The 23,739-nt window shown below is 63.3% G+C and carries 18 protein-coding genes and 1 pseudogene; 12 read left to right on the forward strand and 7 right to left on the reverse strand.

What is annotated here, in order from left to right:
• The first annotated feature begins 131 nt into the window (after positions 1–131).
• Positions 132–1,914: pseudogene (locus CN933_RS15360) on the forward strand (methyl-accepting chemotaxis protein).
• 298 nt (positions 1,915–2,212) lie between these two features.
• Here CN933_RS15360 and CN933_RS15370 read toward each other — a convergent pair.
• The 7 genes from CN933_RS15370 to CN933_RS15405 all read right to left on the reverse strand — a co-directional run bounded on the left by CN933_RS15370 (position 2,213) and on the right by CN933_RS15405 (position 10,591).
• Complete coding sequence (locus tag CN933_RS15370; RefSeq protein ID WP_018097250.1) at positions 2,213–2,446, reverse strand: formate dehydrogenase subunit delta; 234 nt, start codon at positions 2,444–2,446, stop codon at positions 2,213–2,215.
• A gap of 17 nt (positions 2,447–2,463) precedes the next feature.
• Positions 2,464–3,336, reverse strand: coding sequence for a formate dehydrogenase accessory sulfurtransferase FdhD (fdhD, locus tag CN933_RS15375; RefSeq protein WP_102761819.1), 873 nt, complete (start codon positions 3,334–3,336; stop codon positions 2,464–2,466).
• An 8-nt stretch (positions 3,337–3,344) separates the two neighbouring features.
• Positions 3,345–6,224: a formate dehydrogenase subunit alpha gene (gene fdhF, locus CN933_RS15380; RefSeq protein WP_018097252.1), complete on the reverse strand. Its 2,880-nt coding sequence runs from the start codon at positions 6,222–6,224 to the stop codon at positions 3,345–3,347.
• A 373-nt stretch (positions 6,225–6,597) separates the two neighbouring features.
• Positions 6,598–8,154, reverse strand: a complete 1,557-nt coding sequence (locus CN933_RS15390; protein ID WP_018097254.1) for a formate dehydrogenase beta subunit — start codon at positions 8,152–8,154, stop codon at positions 6,598–6,600.
• Positions 8,151–8,630 (reverse strand): formate dehydrogenase subunit gamma, encoded by a 480-nt coding sequence (locus CN933_RS15395; RefSeq protein WP_018097255.1) that lies wholly within the window; start codon positions 8,628–8,630, stop codon positions 8,151–8,153. The genes CN933_RS15390 and CN933_RS15395 overlap by 4 nt, the downstream gene beginning before the upstream one ends.
• A gap of 174 nt (positions 8,631–8,804) precedes the next feature.
• The gene (locus tag CN933_RS15400; RefSeq protein WP_010970351.1) at positions 8,805–9,701 is read right to left on the reverse strand and encodes a LysR family transcriptional regulator; all 897 of its coding nucleotides are present in this window, start codon (positions 9,699–9,701) and stop codon (positions 8,805–8,807) included.
• Between the two features lie 119 nt (positions 9,702–9,820).
• Positions 9,821–10,591 (reverse strand): SDR family NAD(P)-dependent oxidoreductase, encoded by a 771-nt coding sequence (locus CN933_RS15405; protein ID WP_018097256.1) that lies wholly within the window; start codon positions 10,589–10,591, stop codon positions 9,821–9,823.
• Positions 10,592–10,756: 165 nt separating this feature from the next.
• Here CN933_RS15405 and CN933_RS15410 point away from each other — a divergent pair, with 165 nt between their 5' ends.
• The 11 genes from CN933_RS15410 (at position 10,757) to CN933_RS15460 (ending at position 23,737) form a co-directional block, all read left to right on the forward strand.
• Positions 10,757–11,521, forward strand: coding sequence for a DeoR/GlpR family DNA-binding transcription regulator (locus CN933_RS15410; RefSeq protein ID WP_018097257.1), 765 nt, complete (start codon positions 10,757–10,759; stop codon positions 11,519–11,521).
• Positions 11,522–11,649: 128 nt separating this feature from the next.
• Positions 11,650–13,161 carry a glycerol-3-phosphate dehydrogenase gene (gene glpD, locus CN933_RS15415; RefSeq protein WP_018097258.1) on the forward strand — a complete coding sequence of 504 codons (1,512 nt, stop codon included), beginning with the start codon at positions 11,650–11,652 and terminating at the stop codon, positions 13,159–13,161.
• A gap of 38 nt (positions 13,162–13,199) precedes the next feature.
• Positions 13,200–14,270, forward strand: coding sequence for an ABC transporter ATP-binding protein (locus CN933_RS15420; protein WP_018097259.1), 1,071 nt, complete (start codon positions 13,200–13,202; stop codon positions 14,268–14,270).
• Positions 14,271–14,294: 24 nt separating this feature from the next.
• A complete protein-coding gene (locus tag CN933_RS15425) occupies positions 14,295–15,365 on the forward strand; it encodes an ABC transporter ATP-binding protein (RefSeq protein WP_018097260.1) in 1,071 nt (356 codons plus the stop codon).
• A 1-nt stretch (position 15,366) separates the two neighbouring features.
• On the forward strand, positions 15,367–16,233 hold the full coding sequence (locus CN933_RS15430; protein WP_003530331.1) for a carbohydrate ABC transporter permease: 867 nt from the start codon (positions 15,367–15,369) through the stop codon (positions 16,231–16,233).
• A gap of 19 nt (positions 16,234–16,252) precedes the next feature.
• Complete coding sequence (locus CN933_RS15435) at positions 16,253–17,077, forward strand: carbohydrate ABC transporter permease (RefSeq protein ID WP_010970356.1); 825 nt, start codon at positions 16,253–16,255, stop codon at positions 17,075–17,077.
• Positions 17,077–17,496 carry a DUF2160 domain-containing protein gene (locus CN933_RS15440; protein ID WP_018097261.1) on the forward strand — a complete coding sequence of 140 codons (420 nt, stop codon included), beginning with the start codon at positions 17,077–17,079 and terminating at the stop codon, positions 17,494–17,496. Before CN933_RS15435 ends, CN933_RS15440 begins: the two co-directional genes overlap by 1 nt.
• An 81-nt stretch (positions 17,497–17,577) precedes the next feature.
• Positions 17,578–19,302: an ABC transporter substrate-binding protein gene (locus CN933_RS15445; protein ID WP_018097262.1), complete on the forward strand. Its 1,725-nt coding sequence runs from the start codon at positions 17,578–17,580 to the stop codon at positions 19,300–19,302.
• Positions 19,303–19,560: 258 nt separating this feature from the next.
• On the forward strand, positions 19,561–21,033 hold the full coding sequence (locus CN933_RS15450; protein WP_018097263.1) for a nucleobase:cation symporter-2 family protein: 1,473 nt from the start codon (positions 19,561–19,563) through the stop codon (positions 21,031–21,033).
• 190 nt (positions 21,034–21,223) lie between these two features.
• Positions 21,224–22,708 (forward strand): nucleobase:cation symporter-2 family protein, encoded by a 1,485-nt coding sequence (locus CN933_RS15455; protein ID WP_018097264.1) that lies wholly within the window; start codon positions 21,224–21,226, stop codon positions 22,706–22,708.
• 123 nt (positions 22,709–22,831) lie between these two features.
• A complete protein-coding gene (locus tag CN933_RS15460; protein ID WP_018097265.1) occupies positions 22,832–23,737 on the forward strand; it encodes a DMT family transporter in 906 nt (301 codons plus the stop codon).
• Positions 23,738–23,739: the final 2 nt, after the last annotated feature.

Consider the following 23,739-nt stretch of genomic DNA (forward strand, 5'->3'; position numbering starts at 1 on the left):
CAGCGGCATGAAGCCCTTCGTGATTTCGAAATCTCCCCAGCAACCGCCAGCAGCCCTTTCCTGAAGGACGGCGAAGCAGATCACAAACGCCCGCTCCGCGGCCGTTTTGCGCGAAAATTTCAGAGGGGATCATGTTTTCATTTACCAGAAGCCGTGACGCACGGCAGATCATCGAAGCCTTGTCCAAATCGCAGGCCATCATTCAATTCGATCTCGCCGGCAACGTCCTCGACGCCAACGAGAACTTCTGCAAGGCGCTCGGCTATAGTCTGCAGGAAATCGTCGGACAGCACCATCGCATCTTCTGCGCGCCGGAATACGTGGCGACTGAGGAGTATCGTGAGTTCTGGGCACGCCTCGGCCGCGGCGAATTCGACAGCAACAGCTACCGGCGCCTCGCCAAGGGCGGACGGGAGATCTGGATCCAGGCGAGTTACAACCCGGTCTCCCGAAACGGCAAGCCCTACAAGGTGGTCAAGTTCGCAACCGACATCACCGCCGTCAAGATGAGGGCCACGGAAGATGCGGGCAAGCTCGACGCCATTTCCCGCTCGCAGGCGATGATCGAGTTCACGCCTGCCGGCGAGGTGCTCACAGCCAACGAGAACTTCTGCAACACGCTCGGCTATCAGCTCTCCGAAATCCAGGGCCGGCACCACAGCATGTTCTGCGAGCCCGGTTATACCGGCACGGCCGAATATGCCGATTTCTGGAAGCGCCTGGCCCAGGGCGAATTCATCTCCAACGAATTCGTGCGCTATGGCAAGGCCGGCAAGGAGGTCTGGATCCAGGCCGCCTACAACCCCATTCGCGATCCGAACGGCCGGGTTTACAAGGTGATCAAATTCGCGACAGACGTGACCGAACGCATGGCCGCGATCAATGCGCTCGGAGCCGGCTTGCGAGCGCTTGCCGACGGCGATCTGGCTCAATCGCTCGACACGCCCTTCGTTCCCAGCATGGAAACGGTGCGCAAGGACTTCAACGAAGCGCTTGTCCGCCTCTGTCGGGCCATGCAGACGGTCGGCGAAAATGCCAGCGCGATCGCCGGCGGCGCACGCGAGATCCGGTCTGCTGCCGACGATCTGTCGAAACGCACAGAACAGCAGGCGGCCTCCGTCGAAGAAACGGCCGCAGCGCTGCACGAGATCACCACGACCGTCGCGGATTCCAGCCGCCGAGCCGAGGAAGCGGGCAATCTGGTCGCAAAGACGAAGGATGGCGCCGAGCGCTCCGGACTTGTCGTCAAAAGCGCGATCGGCGCCATGGGCCAGATCGAGCAATCCTCGCGCGAAATCAGCAACATCATCGGCGTCATCGACGACATCGCCTTCCAGACGAACCTGCTGGCCCTCAATGCCGGTGTCGAGGCGGCGCGTGCCGGAGAAGCCGGCAAGGGCTTCGCCGTCGTGGCCCAGGAGGTCCGCGAACTGGCGCAGCGATCGGCGAGCGCGGCAAAGGACATCAAATCCCTGATCACCGCTTCAGGCGAGCATGTGAGGAACGGCGTCTCGCTGGTCGGCCAGACCGGCACCGCCCTGGAAACCATCCTGGCGCAGGTGCAGGAGATAAATCACAACGTCTCGGCGATCGTGGAAGCCGCCCGCGAACAGTCGACCGGGCTCAAGGAAATCAACCAGGCGGTCAATGCGATGGATCAGACGACGCAGCAGAACGCCGCCATGGTGGAGGAAAGCACGGCGGCGAGCCATCGGATGTCGCAGGAGGCGGACGCGTTGCACGCCCTGCTGCGTCAGTTCCGCATCGGACGGGACGCTTCACCCGCAAGCGACAACAGGATGGAAGCGGCCCCATTCGCCCACGCGGCTGCACGCAACTGCAAAGGCGCTGCGTAGCGGCACGAGGTCCAATCTCGCGCTCGCTCCCGCCTCGGACAACTGGGAGAATTTCTGACCGCACTCCCACCCGCACTCTTCTTCGAACGCAACGGCGCCCCGTAGGAAAGAGCATAAGCTTCTCCCTCCTCTACCTGTCACCGGGATGAGGGCAGCGACGCTGCCTGCGGGGCGGAAAGGGTCTTTTCCAGCCACTTGGGCTGGCTCGATTCCTGTGAAGGCACAGGAACGAGGATCGAAGGACAGACTTCCTGGAAGCGCTCTAAGGGCGTGTTGAGACTCGGGCCACCCGCCGCCGCTTGTTTGATTTCCTCATTCCTGTGCTTGTCACAGGAATCCAGCCAGACCAACAGGCCTTAAACCGCCTCCGGACGGCGGATCTTCTCAGCCGCCTCGAGCACCAGCGGGTTCAACCCTTCACCGCCATGCGCGATATGCTCGAAGAGCTTGCGGCGCATGCGCGGCTCCCAATATTTGTTGATATGCGTGGCCACGCCCTCGGCCGCCCCCTCCGCCGGCTGGGTCAGGAAGAAGGTGGCAATCTGGTTCGCCATATAGACGAGCTTGGCGTTGGGGTGGTTTTCAGACATGGACGATTGCTCCGCATTCAGAATAGCGGCACGCGGGCGGACAAGGACGCAGGCTCCTCGTCATTCCGGATGATGCGCTCCGCATGGGTGAAGATTTCAAACTCGTCGCCGCGGACAAGTGCGATGAGGGTCATGCCCGCCCCTTCCGCCGTGCGGATGGCGAGCGCCGTCGGCGCAGAAATGGCAATGATCACCGGGCTCCCGACGATCGCGGTTTTCTGCACCATCTCGACCGATACCCGGGACGTGACGACAACCGCGCCCTGAGCGCCCCTGAACCCGGCGCGCGCGGCCGCTCCGGTCAGCTTGTCCAGCGCGTTGTGACGCCCGACATCCTCGCGGACCGCGATCAGTCCGCGTCCGGGCACGTAGAAAGCGGCACCGTGCACCGCCCGTGTCTCGAAATGCAGCGGCTGTTGTCCATTGAGAAGCGCAACTGCGTCCACCACGTCCTGATCGGAAAGGCGAAGCAGCGAGGCGGAGACATCGGGCGTCGGGCGAACGGCCTCCTCGATCGACTCTATACCGCAGAGACCGCAACCGACCGGCCCGGCCATGTGGCGACGTCTGAGGCGCAGAATATCGTTCTGTTCGTCCTCGAGCCTGATCTGCAGATCGATGCCCTTGTCCTCGACGACGATGTCTATGTCGTCGATCTGTTCGGGACGGGTGATGATCCCTTCGGTCAGGCTGAAGCCGATGGCGAAATCCTCGAGATCGGCAGGTGTCGCCATCATCACCGCATGCGTCGAACCGCCATAGGTGAAGGCGACCGGCGTTTCCTCGGGCACGACGCGCGACTGCGCGACGAGGATGCCGCCGCGCCGCGCAGCCTCCGGCACCGTCGCCGTCGTTCCGGATGGAGAGGACGAAACTCGCTTGCCCGCCATTCTCGCTCCTATTCCGCCGCCTCCAGCTTGCCGGAAATGCGACGCGACCGGCGAGCCTGCTCGTCATAGTCGCGCTGCCAGTCGGAGGGACCGTTCGACGGCGAGACCTGCACCGCGGTCACCTTGTATTCCGGGCAGTTGGTCGCCCAATCGGTAAAGTCGGTGGTGATGACGTTCGCCTGAGTCGAGGGGTGATGGAAGGTCGTATAGACGACACCCGGCGCGACGCGGTCGGTGATCAACGCGCGGAGCGTCGTATCGCCCGAGCGGCTGGCGAGCCTGACCCAGTCGCCGTCGCGGATGCCGCGCTGCTCGGCGTCGTGCGGGTGGATTTCCAGCCGGTCTTCCGCATGCCAGACGACGTTCTCCGTGCGACGCGTCTGGGCGCCGACATTGTACTGACTGAGAATACGGCCGGTCGTCAGAAGCAGCGGGAAGCGCGGACCGGTCCTTTCGTCGGTCGCCACGTATTCGGTGCGGATGAACTTGCCCTTGCCGCGCACGAAACCGTCGACATGCATGATGGGCGAGCCGAGCGGCGCCTTCTCATTGCACGGCCACTGCACCGAGCCCATCTTGTCCAGATAGTCGTAGGAGACCATGGCAAAGCTCGGCGTCGTCGCCGCGATCTCGTCCATGATCTCGGACGGATGGCGATAGTTCCAGGCAAGCCCCATGGCTTGCGCCATCTTCTGCGTCACCTCCCAATCGGCATAGCCGTTCTTCGGCCGCATGACGCGCCGGACGCGGTTGATGCGGCGCTCGGCATTGGTGAAGGTTCCGTCCTTTTCGAGGAAGGTCGATCCGGGCAGGAAGACATGGGCGTAGTTGGCCGTCTCGTTGAGGAAGAGATCGTGCACCACGACGCATTCCATCGCCGCAAGGCCGGCGGCGACGTGCTTGGTGTCCGGATCCGACTGCAGGATGTCCTCGCCCTGCACGTAGAGGCCCTTGAAGGTGCCCTCGACGGCGGCGTCGAGCATATTGGGGATGCGCAGGCCCGGCTCGTGATTGAGCGTCACGCCCCAGAGCTTCTCGAAGATCTCGCGCGTCGCATCGTCCGAAATATGTCGGTAACCGGGAAGCTCGTGCGGGAAGGATCCCATGTCGCAGGAGCCCTGGACGTTGTTCTGGCCGCGCAGCGGATTGACGCCGACGCCCGGCCGGCCGATGTTGCCGGTGAGCATGGCGAGGTTGGCGATCGCCATCACCGTCGTCGAGCCCTGGCTGTGCTCCGTGACGCCGAGGCCGTAATAGATCGCGCCGTTGCCGCCGGTGGCGTAAAGCCGCGCAGCCCTGCGCACAAGTTCCGGTGAAACGCCGGTATAGGCTTCGGTTGCTTCCGGGCTGTGATGGGGCTCTGCCACGAAGGCCGCCCAATCCTCGAATTCCGACCAGTCGCAGCGCTCGCGAATGAAGGCTTCGTTGGCAAGGCCTTCCGTGACGATGACATGCGCAATCGCCGTCAGGATGGCAACGTTGGTGCCGGGCTTCAGCGGCAGGTGGTACGACGCTTCGACATGGGCGGAGCGGACGAGGTCGATTCGGCGCGGATCGATGACGATCAGCTTGGCGCCCTGGCGCAGCCGCTTCTTCAGCCGCGAGGCGAAGACCGGGTGGCCGTCGGTCGGGTTGGCACCGATGATGACCGCAACATCCGTGTGCTCGACACTGTCGAAATCCTGCGTACCGGCGGAGGTGCCGAAGGTCTGGTTGAGGCCGTAACCGGTCGGCGAATGGCAGACGCGGGCGCAGGTGTCGACATTGTTGTTGCCGAAGCCGGCGCGCACCAGCTTCTGCACCAGAAAAGTTTCCTCATTGGTGCAGCGCGAAGACGTGATGCCGCCGACCGAATCGCGGCCATACTGATACTGGATGCGGCGGAACTCGGAGGCGATATGCGCGAAAGCCTCTTCCCAGGTGACCTCGCGCCAGGGATCGGTGACCTTCTCGCGAACCATCGGATTGAGGATGCGGTCCCTGTGGTTGGAATAACCATAGGCGAAGCGGCCCTTGACGCAGGAATGGCCGCGATTCGCCTGGCCGTCCTTCCAGGGCACCATGCGCACCAGCTCCTCGCCACGCATCTCCGCCTTGAACGAGCAGCCCACGCCGCAATAGGCGCAGGTGGTGACGACCGAGTGCTCCGGCTGGCCGATCTCGATCACCGATTTTTCCGTCAGCGTCGCCGTGGGGCAAGCCTGCACGCAGGCGCCGCAGGAGACGCATTCGGAGGAAACGAAATCCTCGTTCATGCCGGCGGAGACGCGCGAATCGAAGCCGCGGCCGCTGATCGTCAGCGCGAAGGTGCCCTGCACTTCCTCGCAGGCCCGCACGCAGCGCGAACAGACGATGCACTTCGCCGGATCATAGGTGAAATACGGATTCGACTCGTCCTTCGGCGCCCATTTTGCGTTGATCTCGCCATTGTTGCGCGCCGTCACATGGTTCTCGCCGTCATAGCCGTAGCGCACGTCGCGCAGGCCCACGGCACCGGCCATGTCCTGCAGCTCGCAATCGCCATTGGCTGCGCAGGTGAGGCAGTCGAGCGGATGGTCGGAAATATAGAGCTCCATGACGCCGCGGCGGACATCCTTCAGCCGCTGCGTCTGCGTCGAAACGCTGATGCCTGCCGCCACCGGCGTCGTGCAGGAGGCCGGCATGCCGGCGCGTCCCTCGATTTCTACGAGACAGAGCCGGCAGGAGCCGAAGGCATCCATCATGTCGGAAGCGCAAAGCTTCGGCACCTCGATGCCCGCTTCCATTGCCGCACGCATGATCGACGTGCCTTCCGGAACCGTGATCTCGCGCCCGTCTATCGTCAGCGTCACCGTCTTCTCGGACTTGGAGGCAGGGGTGCCGTAGTCGATTTCGTGAATGAGAGACATTAGCGGGCCTCCTGAGAAATTGCGTTCAAGGGGGCGGCTTCACCCCCCTCTGCCCTGCCGGGCATCTCCCCCACAAGCGGGGAGATCGAATCGTGGCCGGCCACTCGCTCCAAAACAAACGCTTCTGCACGTGGGGCGCTCCGGTCAAGACGCCGAGCGCGCCGCATCCATTCTCCCCCCTTGGGGGGGAGATGGCCGGCAGGCCAGAGGGTACGCGCCGCCGCCGATACCGGCTTCCGCCCCTCATCCGGCTGCCGCCACCTTCTCCCCGCTCGCGGGGAGAAGGGATATGCCGTGCCCTTCCGGTCCCCTCTCCCCGCCTGCGGGGAGAGGGTTAGGGTCAGGGGCAAAAATTCAAGTGCCATCGCAGCCATCATTCCGCAGCCTCCACGACCGGCACCGGTGAAAAATCCTCCGGAAAATGCGTCATGGCGCTCATCACCGGATAGGGCGTGAAGCCGCCAAGGGCGCAGAGGGAGCCGAACTTCATCGTGTTGCAGAGATCGGCGAGCAGTTCGCGGTTCTTCTCCGGCTCGATGCCGGCGGCGATCCTGTCGGCTACCTCGACGCCGCGCGTCGAACCGATACGGCATGGGGTGCACTTGCCGCAGCTTTCGACCGCACAGAACTCCATGGCGAAACGCGCCTGTTTCAACATGTCGGCCGTGTCGTCGAAGACGACGATGCCGGCATGACCGATGAGCCCGTCTCTGGCGGCAAATGCCTCGTAGTCGAAAGGCGTATCGAACAGCGCCCGCGGGAAATAGGCGCCGAGCGGGCCGCCAACCTGGACGGCCTTGACCGGCCGGGCGCTCGCCGTGCCGCCGCCGATCCCGTCGACGATCTCGCCGAGCGTCAGGCCGAATGCGGTCTCGAAGAGGCCGCCATGCTTGACGTTGCCGGCGATCTGCAGCGGGATCGTTCCGCGCGACCGGCCCATGCCGAAATCGCGATAGTAACCGGCGCCCCTGTCGAGGATCACCGGCACGGAAGCGAGCGAGATGACGTTGTTGATGACGGTCGGGCGGTCGAAAAGGCCCTTGTGTGCCGGCAGCGGCGGCTTGGCGCGTACGAGCCCGCGCTTGCCTTCGAGGCTGTTCAGGAGCGAGGTCTCCTCGCCGCAGACATAGGCGCCGGCGCCGGTGCGCACTTCCATGTCGAAGGCGTGCGCCGAGCCGAGCACCGAAGCACCGAGCACACCGGCGGCACGGGCTATCTCGGTCGCCGCGCTCATCACCGCGATCGCATGCGGATATTCCGAACGGGTATAGATGTAGCCCTTGGTCGCACCGGTCGCGATACCGGCGATCGCCATACCCTCGATCAGCACGAAGGGATCGCCTTCCATGATCATCCGGTCCGCAAAGGTCCCGCTGTCGCCCTCGTCGGCATTGCAGACGATGTATTTCCGCGGCCCTCGTGCTTCCAGGACGGTCTTCCATTTGATGCCGGTCGGGAAGCCGGCGCCGCCGCGGCCGCGAAGGCCGCTTTCCGTGACCTCGGCAACGATCGCCGCCGGTTGCATTGCGATCGCCCGCTCGAGACCGAGCAAGCCCCGATGGGCGCGATAGTCTTCGAGCGAGAGAGGATCGATGACGCCGCAACGGGCAAAGGTAAGCCGGGTCTGTCGCTTGAGAAACGGAATTTCCTCGGTCTTGCCGAGGCAGAGAGGATGCGCGCCACCCGAAATCAGCCCGGCATCGAGAAGCGAGGCGACATCGCGCGCCTTCACCGGGCCGTAGGCGACGCGCCCTGCGGCCGTTTCGACTTCGACCAGCGGCTCCAGCCAGTGCATGCCGCGCGAGCCGTTGCGAACGATCGTGACGTCGAGCCCGCGTGCGGCGATCTCGCCGGCCATCGCCTCCACCACCTTTTCGGCGCCAAGCGCAATGGCCGCCGCATCCCGGGGAATGTAGATCCTGACGGTCATCGGCGCGCCTCCGCAACCAGCGCCTCGAGCTCTGCTTCGTCGAGGCGCGCATGAACCTCGCCGTCGAGCATCGCCGACGGCGAGCAGGAACAGAGTCCGAGACAGTAGACCGGCTCAAGCGTCACGGCGCCGTCCGGCGTCGTCTTATGGAAATCGATCCCGAGAAGCGCCTTGGCGCGCTCCGCAAGCCGGTCGCCGCCCATCGATTGGCAGGCCTCGGCGCGACAGAGCTTCAGCACATGGCGCCCGGCCGGGTGCTCGCGAAAATCGTGATAGAAGGTAACCACGCCATAGACTTCGGCGCGCGACAGATTGAGTTCCCGCGCGATCACCGGCAGGCTCTCCTCCGGCACATAGCCGAACTCGTCCTGGATTTCGTGCAGGATGGGAAGAAGCGGGCCTTCGAGCCCCTTGAGCTCGCCGACGATCGCCAGCGTCCGTTCGGTCACGTCTGCGCGCGGCAGATGGATATTCACTGAAGGAGCCCTCCCGGCTCGCGGCCGCGCCGCCAGGATCTCCCACCGTCGTCGTGCCGCTGTCTCAACCAGTTGGCAAAGATCGGAGATTTCACGCTCTTTGCCCATGAAACAAGCTTCGCGCTTATGCTTTCATGGGTCAATATGGCTGTTCCGTCGATCGATAGAAAATTTCTATTGAACCTGGTTGCGCTCACCGAGGATACGCGCTTCGTGCAACAGCGCGGAGACGAGCGGCGTGAACGGCTCACGATAGGTGGCGACCAGGCCGACCGTATGGCGGACGTCCGGATCGACGATCGGGATCATCCGTATGTCCTCGTGAAAGCCGAATGATTTCGCGACGTTATAAGGCATGATGCTCGCCCACCGTCCGGTCCGGACGTGGGAAAAGAGCACGATCATCGAATTCGATTCGAGGGTCGGCTTCGGGACCGCGCCCGCCTCGGCAAAGTGCTGATTGATGATGCGACGGTTCTGCATGTCGGCCGTCAATAGACAAAGCCGAATGTCGCTCACTTCCTTCCAGGTCACGCTTTCGCGATCCGAAAGCGCCGTACCGGCGGCCGTAACCAGATGATATTGCTCGATCTGCAGGGGCACGCTCGTCACCCGGCCGAGCGGCTCGTTCTCCAGATAGGTCAGACCGGCATCGATCTCGAGGTTTTCGAGAAGCGCGAGGATCTGCAGCGAGGTGGTCGAAAGCACCGAGAAGGTGACGTCCGGATGCTTCTCCTGGAAGGGCGCGGTGATGAGCGGCACCATGGAGAGCGTCGTCGGCACCGCGGCGAGGCGCATATGCCCCGAAAGACCTTTTCGCGCTGCACGCATCTCCTCGCGCATCGTACGGCTGTCACTGACGATCCGCCGTGCCCATTCCAGCACCCGCTGCCCTTCGGGCGTCAGTCCCTGGAAGCGTGATCCGCGATTGACCAGAATAACGCCGAGCTGTTCTTCGAGCTGCCGGATCGCTGCCGAAAGCGTCGGCTGGGTCACCCCGCACTCCTCCGCCGCCCGGCCGAAATGCCGTTCGCGGGCCAGTGCGAGAAAGAATTCCAGCTTGTCGATCATATCCGGATCACTCAGTGCACACGTTTTTGCGCCTCTCCCTCGAGTTTGACCCGAGGACTGGCCCTCTCCCTGCAGGCGGGGAGAAGGTGCCGGCAAGCGGATGAGGGGCGGACGCGCGCTTAAGCGATGAGCTGCCCGCCATTCACCTCCAGGACCTGGCCGGTGATATAGCCCGAAAGCGCGTGCGCGGCGAGGAAGAGATAGGCCGGCGCGCAATCCTCCGCCGTCCCGAGCCGGCCGAGCGGGATGGTCTTGCGCGTCGCCTCCAGCTTCTCCGGGGTCGAATAGCGCTCGTGGAAATCCGTCGTGATCGTGCCGGGCGAGACGCAGTTGACACGGATGCCGTCCGGCGCAAGTTCACGCGCCAGCGCCTTCGAATAGGTTGAGACGAAAGCTTTGGTGGCAGAGTAGATCGAAGAGCCGGGACTGCCGCCCATGCGCGCCGAGATCGAAACCGTGTTGACGATCGCAGGATGTCTGCCCTTGCGCAGGAGCGGCAGCATCGTCCGGGTCATCTCGACGACCGAGGTCTGGTTGAGCCGCACGACCGTGCGGTATTGCTCATCGGTGAGATCGGACGCCGGAAAGCGGCCAACCATCGTGCCGGCATTGTTGACGAGGACATCGACGCTGTCGAAGCGACTCCTCACCACATCGGCGAGGCTCTCGACGCCTCCGTCGGCAACGAAATCCGCCGCCGCGAGGAACGCCCTGCCCTCGGCCGCTGCAAGGTCGAGAAATTCGGGGCGGTCGGCGGCGATCGTCCGCCCCATATGCACCACCACGCGCGCACCGCAATCGAGGAACTGCCGCACGACCTCGAGGCCGATGCCCCTCCCGCCGCCGGTAACCACCACGTTTATGCCCTGGAACAAGGCCGGATGATACATGCGCTTTCCTCCTCCCGATAACGTCAGACTGGCGTGCTCCCACCGATTACAGCGCAGATCGGGGGCGAGCCGCAACGAAAATCGAACGCGCCGGATATTTCTAATCTGAAATTGCGCCGCTTTCGTTTTTGCATATTATGAAAGAAAACGAAACGCGAGGGGCGGATGTATCTGACCGGACGACAGGCGGAGATTTTGGAACTGGCGAAAACGGAAGGCCGCGTGCTGGTCGAGGATCTCGCCCAGCGCTTTTCCGTTACGCCGCAGACGATCCGCAAGGACCTGAACGATCTCTGCGACGCCAGGGTTTTGAACCGCATTCACGGCGGCGCCATTTTTCCGAGCGGCAAGGAAAACGTCAGATACGAATCCCGCCGCCAGATCGCCGCAGCGGAAAAGCAGGCGATCGGCCGTGCCGCGGCCGCGCTCATCCCCGACAATTCTTCGCTCTTCATCAATATCGGCACCACGACGGAAGCGGTGGGAGAGGCGCTCCTCGACCACCGGGAACTGATGATCATCACCAACAACATCAACGTAGCCAACCGGTTGCGGGTCTTTCCCTCGATCGAGGTGGTGATCGCCGGCGGGGTTGTCCGCGGCTCCGACGGCGGCATCGTCGGAGAGGCCGCCGTCGACTTCATCAAGCAGTTCAAGGTGGATTTCGCGGTAATCGGCGCCTCGGCGATCGACCCCGACGGAGCCCTGCTCGATTTCGATTATCGCGAAGTGAAAGTTGCGCAGGCGATCATCGCCAATGCGCGCCATGTCATCCTCGTTTCGGATTCGACGAAATTCGAACGCACCGCGCCGGTGCGCATCGGCCATATTTCGCAGGTACAGACATTCATCACCGACCGCTGCATCGTTGAAAACGTTCGGAAAATCTGTGCCGACCAGGATGTGAGGCTGGTCGAGACCGAGGTGTGATCCGGTCCCCGATTCCCGAGCGCGAAGCCGGAACATTCGTTTGACATTCGAAATATTTTCGCTTTAACTGCTTTCACTTTCGCGATTGCACAAATTCTGTGTCGCGGAGTGTGGAGGGGAAAACAAGAGTGTCAGAGCAGACGATATTCGACGTCTTCGTCATAGGCGGCGGCATCAACGGATGCGGCATCGCGCGTGATGCGGCTGGCCGTGGATATTCCGTCGCGCTTGCGGAGATGAGCGATTTCGCCTCCGGAACATCCTCCGGCTCGACCAAGCTCATCCATGGCGGCTTGCGCTATCTCGAGCATTATGAATTCCGCCTGGTGCGCGAAGCCCTGATGGAGCGCGAAGTCCTCTGGGCGATGGCGCCGCACGTCATCTGGCCGATGCGCTTCGTGCTGCCCTTCCACAAGGGTGGTCCGCGGCCGGCCTGGCTGATCCGCCTCGGCCTCTTTCTTTACGATCACATAGGCGGCCGCAAGCTTCTGCCGGCGACGAAGACGCTCGACATGACGCGCGATCCCGCAGGCGCACCGCTGAAGCGCCTCTTCACCAAAGCGTTCGAATATTCGGACGGCTGGGTCGACGATGCTCGCCTTGTGGTGCTGAACGCGCGCGACGCCGCCGACCGCGGCGCGAGGATCATGGCGCGCACCCGCGTCGTCTCGGCGCGCCGTGAGGGCGGCCGTTGGGCGATCGAAATCGAGAATGCAGCGACAGGCGCGCGCGAGACGATACGCGCCCGCATGCTCGTCAATGCCGCGGGCCCCTGGGTGGACCGGGTTCTCTCCGAAGCGGTCGGCAACAACGACGTCCGCAATGTCCGCCTGGTCCAGGGCAGTCATATCGTCGTTAAGAAGAAGTTCGACGATCCGCGCGCCTATTTCTTCCAGAACCCGGACGGGCGGATCATGTTCGCCATTCCTTACCAGGACGAGTTCACGCTGATCGGAACCACCGATCGCGATTTCACCGGCAATCCGGCTGACGTGCGCATCAGCGACGCAGAGATCGATTATCTCTGCGAGGCGGCGAGCGAATATTTCAGCGACCCGGTGGGCAGAGAGGATATCGTGTGGACCTATTCCGCCGTGCGCCCCCTTTTCGATGACGGCGCGAGCAAGGCGCAGGAGGCGACCCGCGACTATGTGCTGCGCGTCGAGAACGGCGATGCACCCCTGCTCAACGTCTTCGGCGGCAAGCTCACCACCTACAGGCGGCTTGCGGAATCGGCGCTCGAGAAGATCGGCGAGACCATCGGGGAAAAGGGCAGGAAGTGGACGGCCGGATCGCAGCTTCCGGGGGGCGATTTTCCGGCCGGCGGCTATGACGACGAGGTCGCGAAGCTCAAGACGCGCTATCCTTTTCTGGCCGCCTCCCACGCCCGCCGGCTGGTACGGCTCTACGGCACGCGGGCGGCGCAGCTTCTCGGCAATGCCGCGAGCGAGGCCGAGCTCGGAAAGCACTTCGGGGCGGATCTCTATGCGGCGGAAGTGGATTGGCTGATCGGCCAGGAATGGGCATTGCGCGCGGAGGACGTGCTTTGGCGCCGCACGAAACTGGGACTGAAGTTTTCGCGGGCGCAAACCGCGGAACTGGAGGAATATATGCGGGGCGCGGTCAACGCGGCCGCCTGAGGTACCACGGCTGAACTGCCGTTGGGGTGGAGAATTCAATGCTTGAAATGAAGAAGATATCCAAGGTCGTGGGTGGAGAGACGCACATCCACCCGACCGACCTTGTGCTGGAGAGGGGGTCGCTCAACGTGCTGCTCGGCCCGACGCTCTCCGGCAAGACGTCGCTGATGCGGCTGATGGCCGGTCTCGACAAGCCCGCCTCCGGTTCGATCCATCTCGACGGTGCCGACGTGACCGGCGTTCCCGTGCAGAAACGCTCGGTCGCCATGGTCTATCAGCAATTCATCAACTATCCGGCGATGACGGTCTACGAGAACATCGCCTCGCCGATGCGGATCAAGCGCGCCGACAGCGCCGCCGTCGACCGCGAAGTGCGCAAGGCGGCGGAACTCCTGAAGCTCACGCCCTATCTCGACCGCACGCCTCTCAACCTGTCCGGCGGTCAGCAGCAACGCACCGCGCTCGCCCGCGCCATCGTCAAGAATGCCGATCTGGTGCTGCTCGACGAGCCGCTTGCCAATCTCGACTACAAGCTGCGGGAGGAGTTGCGCGAGGAACTGCCGAAGATCTTCGCCGCATCCGGCGCGATCTTCGTCTACGCCACGACAGAGCCGTCGGAAGCGCTTCTGCTCGGCGGCAACACCGCCACGCTGAGCGAGGGAAGGATCACCCAGTTCGGCCGCACCATCGACGTCTATCGCCGGCCGGTCGACATCGTCACGGCCCGCACATTCGCCGATCCGCCGCTGAACACCATCGGCCTCGTGAAGGCGGGAACGCATTTTGCGCTCGAGGGAAAGCCGGTGCTTCCCGTTCCCGCACATCTTCGTTCCCTCGGGGATGGCCCCTGCACGGTGGCCTTTCAGCCGCACCATCTTTCTTTCGGCCAGCCGAACGGCAGCGACGAACCGCTGACGGTCAAGACGGCGATCTCGGAAATCACCGGGTCCGAAAGCTTCATTCACGTCGCCTTCGCGGGCGCACGCTGGGTCATGCTCGCACCCGGCATTCACGAGATCGAACCGGACGCTACGCTCAATGTCTTCGTCGACACACGCCACCTCATGGCCTTCGGGCCGGACGGCAGGGCGGTCGGCGGGACGGCCTGAGGAAAGGGCGTCGGGGAGGAAACCATGGCACGCATCAATCTCGAACACATCCGCCACGCCTACGGCGCCAGGCCCAAATCGGAAGCGGACTACGCGCTGAAGGAAGTGCATCACGAGTGGAACGACGGTGGCGCCTACGCTCTGCTCGGGCCCTCCGGCTGCGGCAAGACCACGCTGCTCAACATCATTTCGGGGCTGATCAACCCTTCCGAAGGGCGCATTCTCTTCGACGGAACCGACGTCACCCATCTGACGACGCAGCAGCGCAACATCGCCCAGGTGTTCCAGTTCCCGGTCATCTACGACACGATGACCGTCTACGACAATCTCGCCTTTCCGCTGCGCAACCGGCATGTGCCCGAAACCGAGGTCGACCGCCGCGTCAAGGAAATCCTCGAGATGACCGGACTCGGCAGCTGGGCCAGGAAGACTGCGCGCGGGCTGACCGCCGACCAGAAGCAGAAGATCTCGCTCGGCCGCGGCCTCGTGCGCTCGGACGTCAGCGCCATCCTCTTCGACGAGCCGCTGACCGTCATCGATCCGGAAATGAAATGGGTCCTGCGCTCGCAGATCAAGCGGCTGCACAAGCAGTTCGGCTTCACCATGGTCTATGTGACGCACGACCAGACCGAGGCGCTCACCTTCGCCGACAAGGTCGTCGTCATGTATGACGGCCAGATCGTCCAGATCGGCACGCCGGCCGAGCTCTTCGAGCGGCCGCGTCACACCTTTGTCGGCTACTTCATCGGCTCGCCGGGCATGAACGTCCTGCCGGCCGAGATCGCCGGCAACACGGCCGCCGTCGGCGACCAGAGGATCGCGCTCGATTTCCAGCCGCAGATCAAGCCGGGCGCCAGAACCGAACTCGGCATCCGTCCGGAATTCATTTCCCTCGGCCGCGAAGGCATGCCGGTCGCCGTCACGAAGGTCGAGGATATCGGCCGCCACAAGGTCGTACGCGCCCGCTTCGCCGACCGGCCGATCTCGATCATCGTCGACGAGGACGGCGAGATCCCCGCCGAGCCGCGCGTGACCTTCGATCCGAAGGCAATCAACATCTACGCCGATTCCTGGCGCGTCGGCGGGGAGGCCTGACATGGAAAAGACCTGGAACAACAAGGCCTGGTTCATGGTCCTGCCGGTACTGGTGCTCGTCGCCTTCTCGGCGGTGATCCCGCTGATGACCGTCGTCAACTATTCGGTACAGGACACCTTCGGCAATAACGAGTTCTTCTGGGCCGGCACCGACTGGTTCCTGGACGTGCTCGAATCCGACCGTTTCTGGGATGCGCTCACCCGCAATCTGATCTTCTCGGCGATCATTCTCGCGATCGAGATCCCGCTCGGCATCGTCATCGCGCTCAACATGCCGAAGAGAGGCATCGGCGTGCCGATCTGCCTCGTTCTGATGGCGCTGCCGCTGCTCATTCCGTGGAACGTCGTCGGCACCATCTGGCAGGTCTTCGGCCGGGTCGACATCGGCCTGCTCGGGCGCACGCTCGCCTCGCTCGGCATCAACTATAATTACGTGCAGAATCCGCTCGACGCCTGGGTCACGCTGATCGTCATGGATGTCTGGCACTGGACGAGCCTCGTCGTGCTGCTCTGCTATGCCGGCCTTGTCTCGATCCCGGACGCCTACTACCAGGCCGCCAAGATCGACGGCGCCTCGCGCTGGTCGGTCTTCCGCTACATCCAGCTTCCGAAGATGAAGCGCGTGCTCCTGATCGCCTTCCTGCTGCGCTTCATGGACAGCTTCATGATCTATACCGAACCTTTCGTCGTGACCGGCGGCGGCCCGGGCAATTCGACGACCTTTCTGTCGATCGATCTGGTCAAGACGGCAATCGGCCAGTTCGACCTCGGCCCGGCCGCAGCCCTCTCGATCATCTACTTCCTCATCATCCTGCTCCTGTCGTGGATCTTCTACACGGTGATGACCACGAGCGACGCGCAAGGCTGAGAAGGAGGGAGGAGACATCATGATGACCAACAAGCAACCACTTTCGCAGCGCCTCTCCTGGCTGGTGCCGACGATCTACATCGTCTTCCTGCTCCTGCCGATCTACTGGCTCGTCAATATGAGCTTCAAGGAGACGAGCGAGATCCTCAGCACCTTCTCGCTGTGGCCGCAGAATCCGACGCTTCGGAACTATGCGGTGATCTTTACCGATCCCTCCTGGTACAACGGCTACATCAATTCGATCACCTATGTCGTCCTGAACACGCTGATCTCGGTGACGGTGGCGCTGCCGGCAGCCTACGCCTTTTCGCGCTACCGCTTCCTCGGCGACAAGCACCTGTTCTTCTGGCTGCTCACCAACCGGATGGCGCCGCCGGCGGTTTTCGCGCTGCCCTTCTTCCAGCTCTATTCCGCCTTCGGTCTCATCGACACGCACATCGCGGTGGCGATCGCGCATTGCCTGTTCAACGTGCCGCTCGCCGTCTGGATCCTGGAAGGCTTCATGTCCGGCGTGCCGAAGGAGATCGACGAGACCGCCTATATCGACGGCTACTCCTTCCCGCGTTTCTTCGTGAAGATCTTCGTGCCCCTGATCGCGTCCGGCATCGGCGTGGCGGCCTTCTTCTGCTTCATGTTCTCGTGGGTCGAGCTGTTGATCGCCCGCACCCTGACGACGACCGACGCCAAGCCGATCGCCGCGACGATGACGCGCACGGTCTCCGCCTCCGGTCTCGACTGGGGCGTGCTCGCCGCCGCCGGCGTTCTGACGATCATCCCCGGCGCGCTGGTCATCTATTTCGTTCGCAACTACATCGCCAAGGGCTTCGCCCTGGGGAGGGTCTGATGGCAACCGTCGCCACTCGCAAGAACCGCTGGCCCGTCGCGCTTGCCGCCGTGCTCGTCGTCTACCTCACCGCGGCCGGCCTGCTTTTTTCCGTTCTGCCGGCCAAGGACGGCAAGACCGACTGGTTCGCCCCGCTGATCCCCGGCGGCTGGATGGCCTGGTCTTTCCCCACCGCCATGTTCTTTCTGACGATCTTCGCGCTCCTGTCGCTGATGGCCGTCTGGGAATATGCCCGGCCGGGCGGAAACCCGCGCGTCGGCATCCTGCGCTTCGAGACGACCCGCGGCGACCGGCTCTTCGTGTCGCTGCTCGGAAGCGCATTCATTCACCTCGCCTGGCTGGGGCTGGTCGGCGCAAATCTCTGGTGGGCGGTCGCCCTGTCGGTGATCTACGCGGTCGGCGTCTTCCGCTACGTCTGAGGAACCAAACGAAGGGCGCTCACCGCGGGCGCCCTTTGAAACTGCAAGTGAACGCAATCGCAAAACCCAAGGGAGGATTTAATGCGAAGGCATCTTTTGACAACGACGGCGGCTATGCTGCTGGCATTTACCGGCTCGGCATTTGCCGGGATGGACGAGGCAAAGCAGTTCCTGGACAAGGAAGTCGGCGACATGTCCTCGCTCGACCGCGCCGCCCAGGAAGCGGAAATGCAATGGTTCGTCGATGCGGCAAAGCCTTTTGCCGGCATGGAGATCAAGGTCGTTTCCGAAACGATCACCACGCATGAATACGAATCGAAGGTGCTCGCACCGGCCTTTACCGCGATCACCGGCATCAAGATCACCCATGACCTGATCGGCGAAGGCGACGTGGTCGAAAAACTGCAGACGCAGATGCAGTCGGGCGAGAACGTCTATGACGCCTATATCAACGACTCTGACCTGATCGGCACGCACTGGCGCTACCAGCAGGCCCGCAGCCTGACCGACTTCATGGCGAACGAGGGCAAGGACGTCACCAACCCCAACCTCGACATAGACGACTTCATCGGCAAATCCTTCACCACCGCTCCGGACGGCAAGCTCTACCAGCTTCCCGATCAGCAGTTCGCGAACCTCTACTGGTTCCGCTACGACTGGTTCAACGACGAGAAGAACAAGGCGGACTTCAAGGCCAAGTACGGCTACGAACTCGGCGTTCCGGTCAACTGGTCGGCCTATGAGGACATCGCCGAGTTCTTCACCGGCCGCGAGATCGACGGCAAGAAGGTCTATGGCCACATGGACTACGGCAAGAAGGACCCGTCGCTGGGCTGGCGCTTCACCGATGCCTGGCTGTCGATGGCCGGCAACGGCGACAAGGGCATCCCGAACGGCAAGCCGGTCGACGAGTGGGGCATCAAGGTCGACGAGAACTCGCGGCCCGTCGGATCCTGCGTCGCGCGCGGCGGCGACACCAACGGCCCGGCCTCGGTCTACGCCATCCAGAAATATCTCGACTGGATGAAGGCCTATGCGCCGGCTGCTGCCCAGGGCATGACCTTCTCGGAATCCGGCCCGGTACCATCGCAGGGCGAGGTCGCCCAGCAGATGTTCACCTATACGGCCTTCACCGCCGACTTCGTGAAGGAAGGCCTGCCGGTCGTGAACGAGGACGGCACACCGAAGTGGCGTTTTGCCCCGAGCCCGCACGGCGTCTACTGGAAGGACGGCATGAAGCTCGGCTACCAGGACGCCGGGTCCTGGACACTCCTGAAATCGACGCCGGACGATAGGGCCAAGGCTGCGTGGCTCTACGCGCAGTTCGTGACGTCGAAGACGGTGGACGTTAAGAAGAGCCATGTCGGCCTGACCTTCATCCGCCAGTCGACGCTGGACCATCAGAGCTTCACCGACCGCGCCCCGAAGCTCGGCGGCCTGATCGAGTTCTACCGTTCACCGGCCCGCCTGCAGTGGTCGCCGACCGGAACGAACGTGCCCGACTATCCGAAGCTGGCACAGCTCTGGTGGCAGGCGATCGGCGACGCTTCCTCCGGCGCGAAAACCGCCCAGGAAGCCATGGACTCGCTCTGCGCCGAGCAGGAAAAGGTGCTGCAGCGCCTGGAACGTGCCGGCGTCCAGGGCGACATCGGTCCGAAGCTCGCCGAAGAGCACGATCTGGAATACTGGAACGCCGAAGCCGTAAAGGCCGGCAACCTCGCACCGCAGCTCAAGATCGAGAACGAGAAGGAAAAGCCGACCACCGTCAACTACGACGAGCTGGTCAAGAGCTGGCAGACGAACTGATCGACAGACGCTGCGCGATCCGTCGGCGGCGTTGTTAAAAGGAGATGCGGCACCGGGGCTGGAAACGGCCCCGGTTTTTTCGTTTCGAATCGAGGGGGCCACCCCACGCCCGCCGCTGCGCTCACCGCAGCATTACCGCCCGCGAGGCGAAAACTGTTTCCCCTATTTCGGTAAGGCAGCGCCTCATCGTCGCTGACATTATTCGCCACCTTCTTCGTAAGAAGTGGATGACATGCAAAGGTATTGGAGGAGATTACCTTGGCAAACAGTGCAGAGGAAACCCTATCACCAACGCGTCCGGAGGATGAGAAGCTCGGAATCGGCGCCAATCTGGCCTATGGCCTGCAACACGTGCTGACGATGTATGGAGGCATCGTCGCCGTGCCCCTGATACTGGGTCAGGCCGCAGGCCTCGGCCCCGGCGACATCGGCCTGCTCATCACTGCATCCTTATTTGCCGGCGGCCTCGCCACCATCTTGCAAACAATCGGCCTGCCCTTCTTCGGAAGCCAGTTGCCGCTGGTCCAGGGCGTTTCCTTTTCCGGCGTGGCGACGATGATCGCCATTTCCGGCAATGGGGGGCTCCAGTCGGTGCTCGGCGCCGTCATTGCCGCCTCGCTGATCGGCCTGCTGATAACGCCTGTATTTTCGCGGATCACCCGCTTCTTTCCGCCGCTCGTCACCGGAATCGTGATCACCACCATAGGACTGACGCTGATGCCGGTGGCCGCGCGCTGGGCCATGGGCGGGAACAGCAGTGCCCCCGATTTCGGCAGTCCCGCCAATATCCAGCTTGCAGCGGTCACGCTCGTCATCGTGCTCCTGCTCAGCAAGCTCGGAAGCGCCGCGATCTCGCGGCTCTCGATCCTGCTCGCCCTGATCATCGGGACGGTGATAGCCTATTTCGCCGGCATGGCTGATTTCTCGCAGGTAACCGAAGGGCCTTTCTTCGCGCTTCCGCTGGTTTTCCACTTCGGCTATCCGACCTTCGAAGTCGCGGCGATCGCCTCGATGTTCATCGTCATCATGGTGACGCTGGTCGAGACTTCGGCGGACATTCTGGCGGTCGGCGAGATCATCGAAACGAAGGTGGATTCGCGCCGGCTCGGCGACGGACTCAGGGCCGACATGCTGTCGAGCCTGCTCGCTCCGATCTTCGGCTCCTTCACCCAGAGCGCCTTTGCCCAGAATGTCGGGCTGGTGGCGGTCACCGGAGTCAAGAGCCGCTATGTCGTTGCAACCGGCGGCCTGTTTCTCGTCACGCTCGGTCTTCTGCCGGTCATGGGCCGCATCGTCGCGGCGGTTCCGAGTTCGGTGCTCGGCGGCGCCGGCATCGTGCTCTTCGGCACGGTCGCTGCGAGCGGCATCCGCACCCTGTCGAAGGTGGACTACGCCAACAACATGAACCTTGTCATCGTCGCGACCTCGATCGGCTTCGGCATGATCCCGATCGCCTCGCCGACCTTCTACGAGCATTTCCCGGCCTGGGTCGAGACGATTTTCCATTCCGGCATCAGCTCCGCCGCGCTGATGGCGATCGGCCTCAACCTGATCTTCAACCATATGACCGCCGGGAACTCGGACCAGCAATCGGTGTTCGTCGCCGGGACGGAGCGGACGCTCCGCTACCAGGACATCGCGCGACTGCACGACGGCGACTATTTCCTCAACGGCAAGCTCTACGACGCCAACGGCACGGAAGTGCGCGTGCTTGCCGCGGAAGCGCATTGACGGCCGGCAAGCCGTTCCCCTGAACGCGATCCGGGCGCATGTCCGGATCGCCCGCGATACGCCCGATTACCCTCGAAAATCCGAAAGTGTTTTCACTTCCTGCACCCTTGCGGCATGCTCCCGCGGCGCGAAAAATTCCCCTCCTCGTTGGAGGACGGGAACGGACGGTGGCGGCGATGGAGGAGGAACCATGAACGACGCATCCAGCATACATCCCGTGGACGAGCGCCTGCCGATCGGCAGGCTTGCGACCCTCGGGATACAGCATGTTCTTGTCATGTATGGCGGCGCCGTCGCAGTGCCCCTGATCGTCGGCCGGGCGCTGCAGCTGAGCCCGGAGGACGTCGCCTTCCTGATCTCGGCGGACCTGTTCGTCTGCGGCATCGTCACCATCATTCAGTCGCTCGGGCTGACCAGGGGTATAGGCATCCGTCTTCCCGTGATGATGGGCGTCACCTTTGCCGCCGTCGGCCCGATGGTCTCCATGGCCGCCATGACGCCCGGAATCGACGGAGCAAGGACGATCTTCGGCGCGATCATCGGCGCCGGCCTCGTGGCCCTTCTCATCGCGCCCATCATGGGACGCCTGCTGAAGTTCTTCCCGCCCGTCGTCACCGGCACCATCATTCTCGTCATCGGGGTGACCCTGATGCGCGTCGGCGTCAACTGGATATTCGGCAACCCCTTCGGTCCGACGGCGCCGAAACTCGTCGATCCGGCTCACGCGCAATGGCTCGCCGATTTGAAGCAGCTCGCCGCAACCGGCGGTCCGGCCGTGCCGGACGGGCTGGTCCTGGGCGCCACGGTTCCGAACCCGATCTATGCCGAACCGGGCCATGTGGCGCTTGCCGCCTTCGTGCTGGTCTCCATTCTCGTAGTGGCCCGTTTCGGCAAGGGGCTCATCAGCAACATCGCGGTTCTGATCGGCATCGTGATCGGATGCGTCGCGGCAGCCATGCTCGGCATGATGCATTTCGATCGTGTGGCGAGCGCCGGCTGGTTCGCCGTCGTGACCCCATTGCGCTTCGGCATGCCGATCTTCGATCCGGTGCTGATCGCCACCATGTCGCTCGTCATGATCGTCGTGATGATCGAATCGACCGGCATGTTCCTGGCACTCGGCGAGATGACGAACCGCGAGGTCAAGCAACAGCAATTGACCGCCGGACTTCGGGTGGACGGTCTCGGCACCATCATCGGCGGTCTCTTCAATACATTTCCCTATACGAGCTTTTCGCAGAATGTCGGCCTCGTCGGCGTCACCGGCGTCAAGAGCCGCTACGTCTGCGTGATGGGCGGCGTCATCATGATCCTGCTGGGCATTGTCCCGAAGATGGGCGCGCTGGTCGAGGCGGTTCCGACCTTCGTTCTCGGCGGAGCGGGGCTCGTGATGTTCGGCATGGTGGCGGCAACCGGCGTCAGGATACTCTCGACGGTCGACTTCAAGACCTCGCGAAACAACCTGTTCGTGGTCGCCGTCTCCGTCGGCTTCGGCCTCATTCCGATGATCGCACCCAACTTCCTGATGTGGATGCCGCATGCGATCCATCCCATCATCGAGTCCGGCATAGTGCTCGCCGCGGCCTCGGCCGTCGTGCTCAATGCCTTCTTCAACGGCCTCAGCATCGAGCGTTCCGCATGCGTCGAGGCCGCGCGGCTGGCAGACGGCCATTGAACCGCGACCCCGCGAGCGAAGGCCCGCGGGATACGCGCCATACTTCGATCGGCACCGAAGCATCGCAGGGGCTCCGGACGCTAGGAATGGTCCGATGAACAACGATTCACAAGGACCGCATTCATGGACAGGCCACGTCTCGCTCTCGAACTGCTTCTGCTTGTCGCCCTGGCAACGCTCTGGGGCGCCTCCTACACCTTCATCAAGATCGGCGTCGAAACCATTCCCCCGGTGACGTTGATCGCCGCGCGAACGCTGCTTGCCGGCATGGTTCTTCTGGCGCTGATCGCATGGCGCGGCCTGACATTGCCGCGCGACGGGGCGATGTGGGGGCGGTTCCTGTTCCAGGCCTGCCTCAACAGCGTCGTCCCATTCACCTTGATCGCCTGGTCGGAGCGTACGATCGATGCCGGCGTCGCGGCCATCCTCAACTCCACGACGCCGATCTTCGCCTTTCTCCTGACGGCGCTGATCACCCGGCACGAGCCCGTTACCGCCCGCAAGTTCCTGGGCGTCCTTGCGGGCCTCGCCGGAATCGCGCTGATCATCGGTCTCGAGGCCTTCCGCGGCATCGGCAATCAGCTCATCCCGCAGCTTGCGGTCGTTCTTGCGACGGTTTGCTATGCCGGCGCGGCGATTTTCGGGAAGGGCTTCAGGGGCCTCGATCCGATGGTGCCCGCTTGCGGATCGCTTCTCGCGGGTGCGGCCCTGCTCATCCCGGCGAGCCTCGTCGTCGATCGGCCCTGGACGCTCGATCCCTCGCCGGAATCGCTGATCGCGCTCCTCTGCCTGTCCGTCTTCTCGACCGCGCTCGCCTTCGTCATCTATTTCCGTCTGATCCACACGCTCGGTTCCGTCGGCGCGACGGCACAGGCCTATGTGCGCGTTCCGATCGGCGTTGCGATCGGAGTGGTATTTCTCGGGGAAACGCTTTCGACCACCGCATGGCTCGGCCTCGGCTGCGTCATCGCCGGCGTCGCCGCCATGACCATGCCGACGCGCCCCAAGATTGCCGCCGTCGGAGGGTAATT

The sequence above is a fragment of the Sinorhizobium sp. M4_45 genome, assembly GCF_002885915.1.
Taxonomy (GTDB): Bacteria; Pseudomonadota; Alphaproteobacteria; order Rhizobiales; family Rhizobiaceae; genus Sinorhizobium; species Sinorhizobium meliloti_A.